We start from the raw sequence: 14,769 nt of genomic DNA, 5'->3' as shown, positions 1-14,769 counted from the left end.
GATGGCCCGCGAATTGCTTCTGTCCCGGCGCGGGTTTCTGGTCGGCTGTTCGCTGGCGGCAAGCCCGTTGCTGACGCCAGTCACCTTCGCGGCTGCCCCGGGCCAGAACCGGCTGGTGGTGATCGTGCTGCGTGGCGCACTGGACGGGCTCGATCTGGTTCGGCCCGTGGGTGATCCTGCCTATGGCGCCTTGCGGCCGTCGCTGCTGAAGGGCGAGGGCGGGATCGCGCTCGATTCCGCCGGTTTCTTCCAGCTGCATCCAGGCGCTGCGGCTCTGATGCCGCTTTGGCAGGCGGGCGAGCTGGGCTTCGTTCATGCCGTTGCCACACCCTATCGCAGCCGCAGCCATTTTGTCGGGCAGGACGTGCTCGAGAATGGCAGTGCGTCGGATCAGGGAACGCTGACGCCGGGCGGAGATGGTTGGCTGAACCGCGCGCTGGTGCCGCTCGGCGCGCGGCAGGATCTGGCGGTGACCGTCGGCCAGGAGCCGATGCTCATTCTCGAAGGCGATGTGCCGGTTGCGCATTGGTCGCCCATCGACGACAGCTCGCTGTCAGCACAGGGCGAGGCGCTGCTGGCCCGACTTTACGCCGAGGACCCGCTTCTGGCCTCGGCCTACCCTGGGGCGACGGACCTGCGGCACGATGGCGGGGCGGGGGCGGATGTGCAGCCGGTGGAGCTTGGGGCCTATGTCGCCGAGCGTCTGCGGGGCGAGGCACGGATCGCTGCTTTCTCCTATGGTGGCTGGGATACGCATCAGAACCAGTCAAAGGTGCTGGCCAAGCGGCTCGGCGAACTCTCCGAGACGATCCTGGCGCTGAAGCAGGGGCTTGGGCCAGACTGGGCGACGACGCTGGTTGTCGCGATTACCGAATTCGGTCGGACCGCGCGCGAGAACGGCACGGTCGGCACCGATCACGGCACGGGTGGTGCCATGATCTTCGCCGGGGGCGCGGCAAAGGGCGGGCGCGTGCTGGGCGACTGGCCCGGCCTTGGCGATAGCGCGCTGCTGGAAGACCGCGACCTGATGCCGACCCGCGATGTGCGCGCCTATGCGGCCTGGGCGCTGCGCAGCCAGTTCGGGCTTGGCGTCTCTGATCTCGAAGGGGTGGTCTTCCCCGGTCTGGATCTGGGCGCCGATCCGGGCCTCGTGCTGTAGCCTGAAGCCGAAGAGGCACCCGATGCACATTCAACATCTGCGCGTCCTCGAGCCTGCACCGGGGATCTTTGCCTATTGCGACGGGCGCGTTCCGGGTCAGCGCTTCATGACGGCGCCGAACTGGGTCGATGAGGGGGCTCTTTCGCTTGGCATTGCCGCTTATGCTCTGGTCCGCGGTGAAGAGGCGCTCGTCTACGATCCCCATGTCAGCACCGACCATGCCCGGGCGATGCGCGCTCATCTGGCAGGGCTGGGTGTGCAGCGCTTTACGCTGGTTCTCAGCCATCACCACCTTGACCATATTGCCGGGACCGAGGCTTTCGCGGATTGCGAGATCATCGCCAATGCCCGAACGCTGGCGCATCTCGAGCGGGACGGGGCTGCGATCGAGTCGGGAACGCTCGGCGGCCCGCCGGCCATTGCGCCGCTGGTCCTGCCGAACCGCATCTTCTCGGGCAAGATGACGCTGATCCTGGGGGGAGAGCCGGTCGAACTGATCGAGACCGAGATCCATTCCGATGACGCGACCGTCGTATGGCTGCCGTCGCGGCGGATCCTTCTGGCGGGCGATACGCTGGAGGATTGCGTCACCTATGTCGTCGACCCTCATCGCCTGTCATGCCATATCGAGGAGATCGGGCGGTTGCGCGGCCTTGGCGCAGTTTCGATCCTGCCCAATCACGGCGATCCAGGGGTGATTGCATCGGGTGGCTACAGCCCCGCGTTCCTTGATGCGACCGAGGACTACATCCGCTGGCTCATCGCCCTTCCGAACAGTCCGGGGCGTGCCACGGAACCGCTTCAAGAGGTCATCGGCCGCTGGCTTGACGATGGGGCGCTGAGGTGGTTCGACGGCTATCTCGCCGTCCATGCACAGAATATGGAGCGGGTGCTGAGCGGGGCCGATCACGAAACCTAGTGCAACCGGTCATTGCTGGCGCGACATGCAAAACTGCGATGAAAAAAGGATGGGTCTGCGGCCGCCAGTTGCGCTAGATCGTCCTCGCACTTTGGAGGGCGTTCATGGACTCGGTCGTCCAGCATCTGTCGGAAGCGATCACTCACGCCGCCGCGCCGGCCTTCTTCCTTGGCGCGGTGACGGGTTTGCTGTCGGTCGTCCTGACGCGCCTGAGCGGCGTTATGGCCGAATTCGCCGATGTGAGCCGCAAGGGCAAGGCCGCGACGCCGAGGGGCCGGCGACTGCTGCGCCGCGCCCGCCTGCTGCATTCGGCCGTGTCCTTCGCCGTTGCGGCTGGCATTTCGACCACGACGCTTCTGGCGGTGACCTTCCTGGCCGCATTTGTCCATATGCCGCATCTCTATGTTGCGGGTTTGCTGTTCGTTGGGGCAACCACGCTGACCGGTTTCGCATTGGTCCGCTTCTACCAGGAGGTGCGGTTCGAACTTCTTGTCGTGAAAGAGGAAATCGACCGGAGCGGCGGGCCGATCGACGCCGAGCCAACCGAGGATGAGGCTCCGACAAAGGCACACACCCAGCCGTGATGAGCGAAAAAGGGGGCCCGTGGCCCCCTTCACGTCTGGTCGGGTGTCAGACTTACTTCGGGGCGATCATCATCACCATCTGCCGGCCTTCCAGCTTCGGCATGCTTTCGATCTTGCCGGCCTCCGCGCCACCGACATCGGCGGCAACCCGGTTCAGAAGCTCGAGGCCCAGTTCCTGGTGCGCCATCTCGCGGCCACGGAAGCGCAGGGTGACCTTCACCTTGTCGCCTTCCTCTAGGAACTTCAACACCGAGCGCATCTTGACGTCATAGTCATGCTTGTCGGTACCGGGGCGGAACTTGATTTCCTTGATCTCGATGATCTTCTGCTTCTTGCGCGCTTCGGCCTCGCGCTTCTGCGTCTCGTACTTGAACTTGCCGAAGTCCATGATCTTGCAGACCGGGGGCTCGGCGTTCGGCGAGATTTCCACGAGATCAAGACCAACCTCGGCCGCCAGTGCCATTGCCCGAGCCGGGGTTACAACCCCGACATTCTCGCCATCCGCGCCGATCAGGCGGATTTCGGGGGCGCGAATGCGGTCGTTGATCCGGGGACCGGTTTCGCGTTGCGGCGGGGCATTGTGCGGACGGCGGGCTATGGTGGCGATCCTTGTGTGATTTCGCTTTGGCTGCGCAAGATAATGGTGCGCCAGTGGGCTTTCAACCCGGTTTCGCCGGAGGAGTCGAGGAGATTCCGCGATGCCCATTTCCCGGGCAGGCGTGCATTTTCTCCTTTGGACGCCGCCCCCGTGCCGGCCTAGAATAGGATCGTCGCGCTGCTGATGCGCGTTAGAGGAGAACATCGATGAAACGAGTCATTCTTGTTATTGTGGCGCTGCTGCTCGCCGTCGGCGCCTATTACCAATTCAGCTACCTGCCGTCGCAGCGCGCCACGCAGGCGGCCGAAGACGCAGCCAAGGCGACGGAAGACGCCGCGAAAGCGGCCGAGGATGCGACGAAAGCTGCGACCGACGCCACTCAGGACGCTGCCAGCGCCGCCTCGGATGCCGCCAGCACCGCCGTCGATGCCACCAAAGATGCTGCCGCAGCAGCGGTCGACGCGACCAAGGACGCCGCCGCGGCTGCCGTTGATGCGACCAAGGATGCCGCCGCCGCCACTGCCGGTGCCGCAACCGAAGCCGCGACTGCCGCTGGTCAGGCTGCCACCGATGCCGCCGCCGCCGCGGGCGAGGCAGCGACCTCTGCCGCGACTGCGGCCTCGAATGCCGCTGCCATGGTCTGGGATGCGACCAAGCTGTCCGGACAGGATATCCTTGACCGGATCAATGCCGCGAACATTCCGCAGGCGACCAAGGACACGCTGCTGGCCACCTACAACCAGGTGAAGGACAACCCCTCGGCAGTCCAGAACCTGCTCGATCAGCTGAAGCAGGCGATGGGTCTCTGATCCCGGCTTTCGAAACGACCGGAAAAGCAGCCCCCCGGGGCTGCTTTCTCATTCCGCGGGCTCGGCGCCGTGCGGTCTTGCGCACTGGCCGTGGTCGCCAAGGACCTCGATCACCCGGCAACCTGCGATGGTGCCATGGGCGCATTGTGCCACCATCCGCTCCAGTTCATCCTCCAGCGCCCTCAATCGCGCGATCCTGGCACGCACTGCGGAAAGCTGCCGCCGGGCAATCGCATCCGCCGCCGTGCAGGACTGGTCGGGATGGTCGGACAGGCTCAGCAATTCGCGGATCGCCTCGAGCGGAAAGCCAAGCTCGCGGGCATGGCGGATGAAGGCCAGCCGGTTCATGTCGGAGGCGCCGTAAAGCCGCTGGTTTCCGCTGCTGCGATCAGGCTGCCCAAGCAGGCCGATCTGTTCGTAATAACGGATGGTCGGGACCTTCACCCCCGCCGCCGCCCCGAGTTTTCCGATTGTCAGCATCGAAACCCCCTTGAACCTATAGTTGCTAGAGACATTAGATTTCCGATTCGATGAGAACAAGACCCGCCCCGAGGCGAAGTCGCAGGGCGGCAGGAGCAGAAATGGACACGAAGCAGACGCGGCGCGAATGGACAGTCACGGGGATGGATTGCGCCGCCTGCACGCTCAAGGTGACGCGTGCAGTCGAGAAGATGCCGGGCGTCAGCGATGTGAAGGTCGCCTTGATGACCGAACGGCTGTCACTCGAGCTGGAACCCGGAACGACCGAGTCCGGCACCATCGAGGACGTGGTCCGCAAGCTCGGCTACGGGATCGCCCCACGCGGGCAGGAGGCGCCGCGGAAGCGCGGGTTCGTTTTGCCGGATGACATGCCCGTCAAGCCTGCTCTGTCGGCAGATGGGGAACAGCTGGGCCGGGACAAAGCCGTCGGAGCGCGGGACGATCACGGGCATCACCACGACCACGGGCATGACGATGCCGAAGATCGCGGCAGGCGCTGGTATGAGACGGACAAGGGGCGGCTGGTGATCGTCACCGGCGCGCTTCTGGCCTTCGCCTGGATCGCCGAGCTGCTGAGTCCGGCAGGGGCGGGCAAATGGGCCTTCGTCCTCGCCTGCCTGATCGGGATCGCGCCCGTCGCGCGACGGGCGTTCGGGGCGCTGAGGCTCGGCCAGCCCTTCACCATCGAAAGCCTGATGACCATTGCCGCTTTGGGCGCGCTGGTCATCGGGGCACAGGAGGAGGCGGCGCTGGTCGTATTCCTGTTTGCGGTTGGCGAGGTGCTGGAGGGAGTTGCAGCCAACCGGGCGCGCGATGGAATCCGGGCGCTCGCGACTCTCGTCCCGAAGACGGCGCTGGTGGAAATCGCCGGGCAGATTCAGGAGGTGCCTGCCGCCTCGCTTGTCATCGGACAGACGGTGATGATCCGCCCCGGCGACCGTGTGCCCGCCGATGGCGAGGTGCTCGAAGGGGTGTCAGGCATCGACGAAAGCCCGGTGACCGGGGAAAGCGTACCCGTCGCCAAGGGGCCCGGTGATGCGGTGTTTGCCGGGTCGATCAACACCGAGGCAGTCCTGAAAGTGAAGGTCACGAAGACTGCCGCCGACAACACGATCGCCCGTATCATTCGCCTGGTCGAGGAGGCGGAAGAGGCGCGCGCGCCGACCGAACGCTTCATCGACCGCTTCAGCCGCTGGTACATGCCTGCCATCGTGGCTCTTGCGGCGCTTGTGATCGTGGTGCCGCCGCTGGCCATTGGCCAACCGTGGGACATCTGGATCTATCGAGGCTTGGCACTTCTGCTCATCGGCTGCCCATGTGCACTGGTCATCAGCGTGCCTGCCTCAATCGCCTCGGCCCTGTCAACCGGGGCCCGCCGCGGGCTTCTGATGAAGGGCGGCGCGGTGATCGAGGCGGCGGCGACTGTATCGCGTGTGGCCTTCGACAAGACCGGCACGCTGACCCTTGGCCGGCCGGTGGTGACCGACCTTGTCCCGGCCCAGGGTGTAACCGAGTCCGAGTTGCTGGCCGTCGCGGGCGGGGTCGAAAGCGGGTCGAGCCATCCGCTGGCCCGCGCCATCCTTGACCGGCTGACAGAAGCCGGCTTGTCAGTCCTGCCCTCGCGCGAGGCGAAGGCGCTGCCGGGCAAGGGCGTCGAGGCGATCGTGGGGGAAAGCCGGGCCTGGGTCTCGGCGCCGCGCCACGCGGCAGAGGATGGCGCGATCGATGACCGGACGCTCGACCAGGCCGCAAGGCTGGAAGAGGAGGGCAAGACCGTCGTCGCAGTCTACCGGGAACTCGCGCCGCTTGGCCTGATCGCCATGCGCGACGAGGCGAGGAGCGACGGGGCCGAGGCGATCCGACAGCTGAAGGCGCTAGGCGTCGAGGGCGTGATGCTGACCGGCGACAACGCCCGCCCCGCCGCGGCGATTGCCGCAAACCTTGGCCTGACGTTCCGCGCCGGGATGATGCCCGAGGACAAGCTGGATGCCATCCGCGACCTGCGGTCGGGCGGAGGGGTGATGATGATCGGTGACGGCATCAACGATGCCCCGGCGTTGAAGCAGGCAACGGTCGGCGTCGCCATGGGCTCGGGCACCGACGTGGCGCTGGAAACCGCCGATGCGGCGATCCTGCGAGACCGGGTGACCGACGTTCCGGCGCTGATCCGGCTGGCGCGTGCTGCCATGGCCAATATCCGCCAGAACGTGGCGCTGGCGCTTGGGTTGAAGGCGGTGTTCCTCGTGACCTCTATCCTCGGGATCACCGGGCTCTGGATGGCGATCATGGCCGACACAGGGGCAACCGTTCTGGTGACGCTGAACGCGCTGCGCCTTCTGCGCTATGACCCGAGCAAGACCTGACCGCGCAGAAGAAGGCCCGCCCCATTGCGCTGGCGGGCCCTTTGACTTCGATCGGCGAGCAAGTCAGATTCCGTCGCCGACAAAGGCCTTCTCAACCACGTATTCCATCGGTTCGGAATTCGCCCCTTCCTGAAGGCCGAATTTCTCCAGAACCGCCTTGACGTCATGGTTGAAGGCAAGGCTGCCGCAGACCATGGCGCGGTCATCCTCGGGGTCGATTGGGTCGATGCCGAGATCGGCAAAGACCTTGCCGCTGGTCAGGTTGTCGGTGATGCGCCCCATATGCGGGCTCTCTTCCCGGGTCGTCGTGGGATAGTAGAGCAGCTTGCCCTCGACCATCTCGCCGATCAGCGGGTCGTCCTTCAGGCTTTCCACCAGCTGCCGGCCATATTCAAGCTCTGCCACCTCGCGGCAGGTATGCATCATGATGACCTGATCGTATTTCTCGTAGGTCTCGGGGTCGCGCATCAGGCTTGCAAAGGGAGCGATGCCGGTGCCGGTCGCGAGGAACCAGATCCGCTTGCCGGGCAGCAGCGCGTCATGCACCAGCGTGCCTACGGGTTTCGGGCGAAGGATGATCTCGTCGCCGACCTGGATATGCTGGAGACGCGAGGTCAGCGGCCCGTCCGGAACCTTGATCGAGTAGAACTCCAGCTCTTCGTCCCATGAAGGCGAAGCGATCGAATAGGCGCGCAGGAGCGGCTTGCCGTTGTCGCCGAGCAGGCCGATCATCACGAATTCACCCGAGCGGAAGCGCAGGGATTTCGGCCGGGTCACCCGAAACGAGAACAGCCGGTCCGTCCAGTGAGTGACGGCGGTGACGGTCTGGGCGTCGGGCAGGTGCGGTTTTGCAGCGGCAATCGGGGGGGCGGGGACGTCGGTCACGGCACTCGCTTCGGTCATTTGATCATGCTTTCGGAATACGTCACTCGGCAGCGCCGGGAAACCCGTAAATCAGGCCCTGAGCCGCGACTGATAGTCATGGGCCTGCCAGTTCGCACGGAAGCGCCACTGGTCTTCCGGCTGGCGGGCGGCCAGGTCATCGGGAATCTCGATCTCGTCGAAGCCCACGCGGCGCGCCATCGCATATTGGTCGGCGACGATCGGGCCATGGGCGCGCAGCCGCCCGGTGTAGCCCATCATCCGCAGGCGGCGCGCAACGGTGAAGCCGCGCCCGTCATTGAAGGCGGGAAAGGTGATGCGGATGAGCTCGATCCCGCCCAGCAGGTTCGACAGCGGCGTCGGGTCGTCGGTCCCGGCCAGATCGACAGCCTTGGCTGTCGGCAGGGCATCGACCTCGGCCAGAGCCACGAAGCCGCCTGTCCAGTCCTCGGCCGCGAAGCCCTTGTCGGTGACGATCACGGTCATGCCAGTTCTCCCATTCGAAATTTCTGCGAAATTTCTGAATTTTCGTAGAAAATTCGCCCGGTCATGCGGCGTTCTCCGTCGTGACCGGGCCGCGCACGGCCTTGCCATTGATGAAGTGGATGCCGCATTCAGTCTTCGCCGTGCCGCGCCAGCGCCCTGCGCGTTCATCCTCGCCCGGCTTCACCGGGCTCGTGCAGGGCGCGCAGCCGATCGACGGATAGCCCTTGGCCACCAGAGGATGCCGGGGCAGCTTGTTGTTGATCATGTAGTCCTGGATGTCCTCCTTGCCCCAATGGGCAAGCGGGTTCACCTTGATGCGATAGTCGCCCTCGGCCTCGAAGAACTCGACCGCCGCACGGCTGGTGCCCTGGTACCGTTTGCGGCCCGTGATCCAGCCATCGAAGGTCGAGAGAGCACGTTCGAGCGGTTCAACCTTGCGGACATTGCAGCAGGCGTCGGTGCTGAACTGGTGCAGCGTTCCATCGGGATCCTCGAAGGACACGCGTGGCTGCGACGCGCGGATCGTGCGGATGTCGCAGAGGTGCAGCATCTCGGCTACCTGACGCTGATACTCCAGCGTCTCGGGGAAGAGCATCCGCGTATCGACAAAAAGAACCGGCGTTTCCGGCGCTACGACCGAGACGAGGTGCAGCAGAACCACCGACTCCGCCCCAAAAGAGGAAACCAGTGCAACGCGGCCCAGGTCTGCGTCCTTCAGCGCATGCTCCAGCACCGCGGTCGCCCCGTGGTGCTTGTAGCGCGAATTGAGGAGGGCGACCCGCTCGGCGACTTCGCCCTGATGCAGGTCACGCGGCATCCCGGTCGCCTTCCGCGTCATAGAGGGCCGCCTTGAACGGGGCCATGCCGAGGCGACGATAGGCCATGAGGAAGGTCTCTTCCGGCCCTTCGCGATGCTCCAGATAGGCGCCGACGATGCGCTCGATGGCTGGCACGATCTCGTCATAGGCAAAGCCGGGGCCGGTCTTTTCCCCGATCGCCGCCGTCTCGGTGCCATCGCCGCCAAGGGTGATCTGGTAGTTCTCCACCCCCGCCCGGTCGAGGCCGAGGATGCCAATATGGCCGACATGGTGATGGCCGCAGGCGTTGATGCAGCCCGAAATCTTGATCTTGAGCGGTCCGATGTCGTGCTCGAGCTTCAGCGCGTCGAAGCGGGTGGCGATTTCCTGTGCGACCGGGATCGAGCGGGCCGTGGCCAGCGCGCAATAGTCCATGCCCGGGCAGGCGATGATGTCCGAGATCAGCCCGACATTGGCCGTGCCGAGCCCGGCCTTGTGGAGCGCGGCATGGACCGCCGGCAGGTCGCCCTTGTGGACATGCGGCAGGATCACGTTCTGCTCGTGGCTGATCCGCAGTTCCGAATGGCCATAGGTCTCGGCCAGATCGGCGAGCACGCGCATCTGTTCTGCCGTCGCATCGCCCGGCGTTGCGCCATGGGCCTTCAGGCTGACGGTGACGATGGCGTATTGGGCGTTGCGATGCGCGGTCAGGTTGGTGTCGGCCCAGGCGCGGAACACCGGGTCAGCCTTGTAGAAGGCATCGTAGGCTTCGGTCGACGTCACCTTGAAGGCGGGCGGCGCGAAGGCTTCCTCGATCTCCGCCAGCAGCTTCTGGTCATTGCCGCCGAACAGCGGACGCAGCTCGGCGAAGCGATCCTCGATCATGCGGGAGATCTCTTCGACGCCCGTCTCATGCACGGTGATCTTGATGCGCGCCTTGTACTTGTTGTCGCGCCGGCCGAGCGTGTTGTAGACACTCAGCACCGCCTCGACGTAGGGCAGAAGGTCCGCCTTCGGCAGGAAGTCCCGCACGGTATGGCCGATCATCGGCGTCCGGCCGAGGCCGCCGCCCACGATCACCTCGAAGCCCGGCTCGCCGGCCGAATTGCGGACCATGCGCAGGCCGATATCGTGGGCCTTGGTCACGGCGCGGTCATTCGGGCTGCCTGTGATGGCGATCTTGAACTTGCGCGGCAGGAACTGGAATTCCGGGTGGTCGGTCGACCATTGGCGCAAAAGCTCGGCCACCGGGCGCGGATCCTCGATCTCGTCGGCTGCAGCGCCGGCGAAATGGTCCGAGGTCACGTTCCGCACGCAGTTCCCGCTGGTCTGGATGGCATGCATCTCGACATCTGCCAGGGCGGACAGGATCGCGGGCACGTCCTCGAGCTTCGGCCAGTTGAACTGGATGTTCTGGCGGGTGGTGAAATGGCCATAGCCCTTGTCCCAGGTCTCGGCAATATAGGCGAGCTGGCGCATCTGGCTGGGGTTCAGCGTGCCGTAGGGGATCGCCACCCGCAGCATGTAGGCGTGCAACTGCAGGTAAAGCCCGTTCATCAGGCGCAGCGGGCGGAACTCATCCTCGGAGAGCGAGCCGTCAAGGCGCCGTTCGACCTGCTGGCTGAACTGGGCGACGCGCTCGCGCACGAAGGCTTCGTCGAAGTCGGAGTAGGAATACATCTGGCTGGCTCCGGTCTCAGTTCAGCTCGGCCTGCTTGCCGTGGGGATAGTTCGAGGGGCCGCGGGTGCGGAACTCCTCGCGGAAATGGGTGGGCTCGGGGCCGTTCGGCCCGGCCTTCGCATCGGCGAGATAGGCGCCGACGACAGTCAGCTTCTGGGCGGCAGCGTGGATGAGGCGCAGTTGGGCATGCGCCTCGTCCTCGATCAGCTCGGCTTCGTGGTGATGGCGGCTCCAACGGTCATTGGCGGTCAGATAGACCACGTCGCCGAGGCGCAGGTCGTTGGCGGTGACGACTTTCGGGGTGAAACGGCCCTTCATGCGAAAGCCTCCTTCAACTGGGGCAGGGTGGCCGCCGCCCGGCGCGGGGCGAGGCCATAGAGGATGACGGCGGGGCCTTCAACCCCGGCGATGGTCTCGGGCAGATCGGCCAGAACCGTGCCGAGGATGCGCTGGTCGGGGCGCGAAACGTTTTCGACGATGGTCACGTCGGTGGCCGGATCAGCGCCGTGCATCATCAGCCGGCCCTGGACGAAACGGGCCGATTTCTTGCCCATGTAGATCGCCGCGACTTCGCCCGTGCGGGCCATGCCGCGCCAGTCCTGCTCGGCGAAGCCGGCCACGTCATGGCCGGTCACGATGCGGAGGCTGGCATTGCGGCCACGCCGGGTGAGGCTCTGCCCGATTTCGGCGGCGGCAACGGTGGCCGAGGTCAGGCCCGGCACGATGGTCCAGCCGAGCCCGCGCGCCTCGAGCGCCTCGATCTCCTCGTCGAGCCGGCCGAAGATCCCGACATCGCCGCCCTTGAGGCGGACAACCCGCGATCCGGCGGCGGCGTGGACAACGATCAGGGTGTTGATGTCGGCTTGCGCGGTCGAGGGGCCGAAGCCTTCCTTGCCGGCGTCGATCAGAAGCGCTGCCGGATTGGCCAGCGCCAGGACTGATGCGCCGACCAGACGGTCGTGGATGATGACCTCGGCCTCTGCCAGCGCGCGGGCGGCGCGCAGCGTCAGATGGTCGGCGTCGCTTGGCCCGGCGCCGACGAAGGTGACGGAGCCGGGTGAGGTGACCATGGGACGAGGCGAAACAGCATCGGGCATGACAGGACCGGTTAGCGGGAAAATCCTCGCCTAGATTAGGACATTTTTCCGGTTTTCCGCCAGAGGCCCTTGCAGATAAGGAAATCTGTTCTCACTATTGCGCCGCGCGGAACATGGTTCTGCAAAACGGAGGAAAGCGCGAATGGTGGCCCGGCTGGATGAAATGGACCGGAAAATCCTTGTTCTGCTGCAGGAGGATGCGAGCCTGTCGCTGGACGAGATCGCCCGCCGCGTAGGCTCTTCCAAGACCCCGGTCTGGAACCGGATCCGGCGGATGCGCGAGCAGGGCGTGATCCTGAAGCAGACCGCGATCCTCGACCCAGAAGCGCTTGGACTCGAGGCCTGCTTCTTCGTGCTGATCCGCACGAGCGAGCACGAAGCGGAGTGGCAGAGGAGGTTCCTTCAGGTCCTGCGCGACCGCCCGGAAGTGCTGGAGGCGCATCGGCTGGCCGGCGATATCGACTATATCCTCAAGGTGCGGGTGCCGAATGCGCGCGCCTATGACACCTTCTACCAAGCGCTGATTTCCGAGGTGAAGATCTACAACGTCACCGCACTTCTCAGCATGGAGGAGATCAAGGCGACGACGGTGCTGCCGCTTTAGCTCTTCACGCCAAGCCGTCAAATTTTCTGCGAAAATTCTTGCGTCAGATTTTGGCTCCTGCTCGGGTCGAGAGGTTGGAAGCGGGGGCCGTCTGCCCCCGCACCCCCGAGGATGTTTCCGCAAAAGAGACGGGGCGGGCCTTCAGTTGCAGGCGACCATCAGCCGCTTCAAGCCGTGGAAGTGATAGACATCGGCGTAGCGCGGCGTTTCTGCGAGGCGCAGGGTCGGACAGCGCTCGAACAGGATCGGAAGCGCGATCTGCAGTTCGAGACGGGCAAGGGGAGCGCCGACGCAGAAATGCAGGCCGCCGCCAAAGGCGACGTTGGTCTTTTCCGGGCGGGCGGGATTGAAGTGATCCGGCCGGTCCCAAACCCCCGGATCGCGGTTGGCGGCGGCGAGCAGCAGCCCCACTTCCTCGCCCCGGCGGAAGGTGCGGCCCATCACCTCGACCTCGTCATAGGCGTGGCGGGTGAAGAGATGGAGCGGCGGGTCGTAACGCAGGATCTCCTCGACGGTGGCTGCGGCCTTGTCGGGGGCGAAGGCGGCGACGGGCGTGCGGGTCTCGAGCAGCGTCTTCACGCCGTTGCCGATCGAATGCACCGTCGCCTCGTGGCCTGCGTTGAGCAGCAGGATGCAGGTTGTGATGAGTTCGTCTGTCGTCAGCTTCTCGCCCGCCTCCTCGGCAGAGATGAGCGAGGTGATGAGATCGTCGGCGGGGCGCCTGCGCCGCTCCTCGACATAAGAGCGCATGAAGGAGACGAAGGCCTCGGTCGCGGAGACGGCGCGATCCTCGGTCTCGCGGGTGCGGCCTGCCATGTACATGCCGACCATTGCGTTCGACCAGCGCAGCAGGTCGTCCGACATCTCCTCCGGCACGCCGAGAAGGCGGGCGATGATGATGACGGGGATCTTCTGGGCGAAAGCCGGCAGCAGGTCGAAGGGACCGTGGGGGAAGGCGTCGATCAGCTCGTGGGACAGGGCGCGGATCTCGGGATCGAGCGCCCCGATCCGCCGCGAGGTGAAGGCGCGCAGGACGAGGCCGCGCAGCCGCGTGTGGCGGGGCGGTTCAAGTTCCAGCATGGAATGCGCCTCGACCGCGTAGAAGGGGGCAAGGTGGTCCGGGGCGAGACGGCGCTTCTCCTCTGGCACCTCACGGCCGAAGCGGCGGTCACGGAGGATGGCATTCACCGCCGCTGCCGAGCCGGTGCAGGTAAGGTCGTAATCCTGCCAGTGGAAGAAAGGGCCCGCCGCCCGGGCGCGGTTGTAGAACGGGTAGGGGTTCTGGACGAAGGCGGAATCGGTCGGGGATTGGGAGAGCGTCTGCATGTCAGATCCGGCGCGGGGTGAGCATTCCTTGCGCGACAAGGACGCCGATCACCACGATGGCCGCCCCGATCGCCTGCGCCCAGTTCCACGCCCCACCCAGGGCGAAGGTGATGAGCATGACATAGAAGGGCACGGCATTCATGTGCAGGCTGGAAATGCCGATGCCGAGCTGGCCGACCGAGATGATCCACAGCGTCTGGCTGAGCGCGATCGAGCCGACCGATGCCGCGACGAGGGCTGCGATCTCTTTCCAGCCGATGCCGCTCCAGGTGATCGTCGGGCCACCGGAGTGCGAGATGATGACCGCCAGGATCGACATGCCAAACCCCGCGCCCGCCACGGTTATGGCGGTGCGGCCGAGCGGCGAGAGGGCGGGAAAGGCCGAAACGGTCGCGCGCGACCCCCAGGTGAAGGCCAGCACCGAGACGAAGGCGGCAAGCGCGCCCCAGCCAAGGGATGGCCGCGCGCCGGTCAGGTCAAGTGCGACGAGGCCGCCAAGCAGCGACAGAAGAAGCCCGATCCACAGTGCCGGGGTCATCTTCCGACCGTCCAGGATGACTTCGAGGCCGATGCCGACGAGCGGCATCAGCGCGGTGATGATCGCCACTGTCACCGGATCGGTCAGCTGCAGCGCGACTGCGACCAGCACGGCGCCGAGGCCCATCACCACGAGCCCCACACCGATACCGCGCCCCCAGGGCGCCCGCAGGACGGTCGAGGGGCCTTCCACCAGCAACCAGGCCAAAACCAGAACGATCCCGGCCAATCCGACCCGGAAGGCGGTGAGGCTGAAGGGCGGGATGAACTGCACCAGGTATCCGAGCGCCGGCAGGCCGAGCGCCCAGGTCAGCATCGATAGCAGGCATATGCCATTGGCGGCCAGCGCCGACCGGGCCGTGGGGATCGTTGCGGTCATGGGGTTGATGTCCTCGCTCGCCCCAGCATGGCATGGCCTCTGACGGTGCGGATCGCTTGTCTGCGACG

At 65.6% G+C, this 14,769-nt stretch carries 16 protein-coding genes; 6 read left to right on the top strand and 10 right to left on the bottom strand.

Annotated features, from left to right (window positions below):
* The first annotated feature begins 1 nt into the window (after nucleotide 1).
* From L0V05_RS06425 to L0V05_RS06415, 3 genes are all read left to right on the top strand, one after another.
* Nucleotides 2–1,159: a DUF1501 domain-containing protein gene (locus L0V05_RS06425; RefSeq protein WP_234869291.1), complete on the top strand. Its 1,158-nt coding sequence runs from the start codon at nucleotides 2–4 to the stop codon at nucleotides 1,157–1,159.
* 22 nt (nucleotides 1,160–1,181) lie between these two features.
* On the top strand, nucleotides 1,182–2,078 hold the full coding sequence (locus tag L0V05_RS06420; protein WP_234869290.1) for an MBL fold metallo-hydrolase: 897 nt from the start codon (nucleotides 1,182–1,184) through the stop codon (nucleotides 2,076–2,078).
* A gap of 104 nt (nucleotides 2,079–2,182) precedes the next feature.
* Nucleotides 2,183–2,662, top strand: coding sequence for a DUF2721 domain-containing protein (locus tag L0V05_RS06415; protein WP_234869289.1), 480 nt, complete (start codon nucleotides 2,183–2,185; stop codon nucleotides 2,660–2,662).
* A 52-nt stretch (nucleotides 2,663–2,714) separates the two neighbouring features.
* Here L0V05_RS06415 and infC read toward each other — a convergent pair whose 3' ends face one another.
* On the bottom strand, nucleotides 2,715–3,368 hold the full coding sequence (infC, locus tag L0V05_RS06410) for a translation initiation factor IF-3 (protein WP_319937754.1): 654 nt from the start codon (nucleotides 3,366–3,368) through the stop codon (nucleotides 2,715–2,717).
* A 98-nt stretch (nucleotides 3,369–3,466) separates the two neighbouring features.
* On the opposite strand from infC, the gene L0V05_RS06405 reads away from it, so the two are divergent.
* Complete coding sequence (locus L0V05_RS06405) at nucleotides 3,467–4,069, top strand: hypothetical protein (RefSeq protein WP_234869288.1); 603 nt, start codon at nucleotides 3,467–3,469, stop codon at nucleotides 4,067–4,069.
* Between the two features lie 48 nt (nucleotides 4,070–4,117).
* Here the strand turns inward: L0V05_RS06405 and L0V05_RS06400 are convergent, their stop codons facing one another.
* The gene (locus tag L0V05_RS06400) at nucleotides 4,118–4,549 is read right to left on the bottom strand and encodes a MerR family transcriptional regulator (protein WP_234869287.1); all 432 of its coding nucleotides are present in this window, start codon (nucleotides 4,547–4,549) and stop codon (nucleotides 4,118–4,120) included.
* 101 nt (nucleotides 4,550–4,650) lie between these two features.
* Between L0V05_RS06400 and L0V05_RS06395 the strand changes: the two genes are divergently transcribed.
* Complete coding sequence (locus L0V05_RS06395) at nucleotides 4,651–6,912, top strand: heavy metal translocating P-type ATPase (protein ID WP_234869286.1); 2,262 nt, start codon at nucleotides 4,651–4,653, stop codon at nucleotides 6,910–6,912.
* Between the two features lie 63 nt (nucleotides 6,913–6,975).
* On the opposite strand, the gene L0V05_RS06390 is transcribed toward L0V05_RS06395, so the two are convergent.
* From L0V05_RS06390 to cobA, 6 genes are all read right to left on the bottom strand, one after another.
* Nucleotides 6,976–7,815 carry a ferredoxin--NADP reductase gene (locus tag L0V05_RS06390; protein ID WP_234869285.1) on the bottom strand — a complete coding sequence of 280 codons (840 nt, stop codon included), beginning with the start codon at nucleotides 7,813–7,815 and terminating at the stop codon, nucleotides 6,976–6,978.
* Between the two features lie 51 nt (nucleotides 7,816–7,866).
* The gene (locus L0V05_RS06385; RefSeq protein WP_234869284.1) at nucleotides 7,867–8,280 is read right to left on the bottom strand and encodes a DUF934 domain-containing protein; all 414 of its coding nucleotides are present in this window, start codon (nucleotides 8,278–8,280) and stop codon (nucleotides 7,867–7,869) included.
* Between the two features lie 61 nt (nucleotides 8,281–8,341).
* Entirely contained in the window at nucleotides 8,342–9,118 is a 777-nt protein-coding gene (locus L0V05_RS06380) for a phosphoadenylyl-sulfate reductase (RefSeq protein ID WP_406565958.1), read from the bottom strand.
* A complete protein-coding gene (locus L0V05_RS06375) occupies nucleotides 9,087–10,757 on the bottom strand; it encodes a nitrite/sulfite reductase (RefSeq protein WP_234869283.1) in 1,671 nt (556 codons plus the stop codon). The genes L0V05_RS06380 and L0V05_RS06375 overlap by 32 nt, the downstream gene beginning before the upstream one ends.
* Nucleotides 10,758–10,773: 16 nt before the next feature.
* Nucleotides 10,774–11,076 carry a DUF2849 domain-containing protein gene (locus L0V05_RS06370; protein WP_234869282.1) on the bottom strand — a complete coding sequence of 101 codons (303 nt, stop codon included), beginning with the start codon at nucleotides 11,074–11,076 and terminating at the stop codon, nucleotides 10,774–10,776.
* On the bottom strand, nucleotides 11,073–11,855 hold the full coding sequence (cobA, locus tag L0V05_RS06365; RefSeq protein ID WP_234869281.1) for a uroporphyrinogen-III C-methyltransferase: 783 nt from the start codon (nucleotides 11,853–11,855) through the stop codon (nucleotides 11,073–11,075). The genes L0V05_RS06370 and cobA overlap by 4 nt, the downstream gene beginning before the upstream one ends.
* Nucleotides 11,856–11,997: 142 nt before the next feature.
* Here cobA and L0V05_RS06360 point away from each other — a divergent pair, with 142 nt between their 5' ends.
* Entirely contained in the window at nucleotides 11,998–12,459 is a 462-nt protein-coding gene (locus L0V05_RS06360; RefSeq protein WP_234869280.1) for an Lrp/AsnC family transcriptional regulator, read from the top strand.
* Between the two features lie 141 nt (nucleotides 12,460–12,600).
* Here the strand turns inward: L0V05_RS06360 and L0V05_RS06355 are convergent, their stop codons facing one another.
* Together L0V05_RS06355 and L0V05_RS06350 are read right to left on the bottom strand one after the other, a co-directional pair.
* Entirely contained in the window at nucleotides 12,601–13,785 is a 1,185-nt protein-coding gene (locus L0V05_RS06355) for a cytochrome P450 (RefSeq protein ID WP_234869279.1), read from the bottom strand.
* A gap of 1 nt (nucleotide 13,786) precedes the next feature.
* The gene (locus L0V05_RS06350; protein ID WP_234869278.1) at nucleotides 13,787–14,701 is read right to left on the bottom strand and encodes a DMT family transporter; all 915 of its coding nucleotides are present in this window, start codon (nucleotides 14,699–14,701) and stop codon (nucleotides 13,787–13,789) included.
* Nucleotides 14,702–14,769 lie beyond the last annotated feature (68 nt).

The sequence above is a fragment of the Alitabrizicola rongguiensis genome, from assembly GCF_021491355.1.
Lineage (GTDB): Bacteria > Pseudomonadota > Alphaproteobacteria > Rhodobacterales > Rhodobacteraceae > Aliitabrizicola > Aliitabrizicola rongguiensis.
This window is presented reverse-complemented; position numbering and strand designations above follow the sequence as displayed.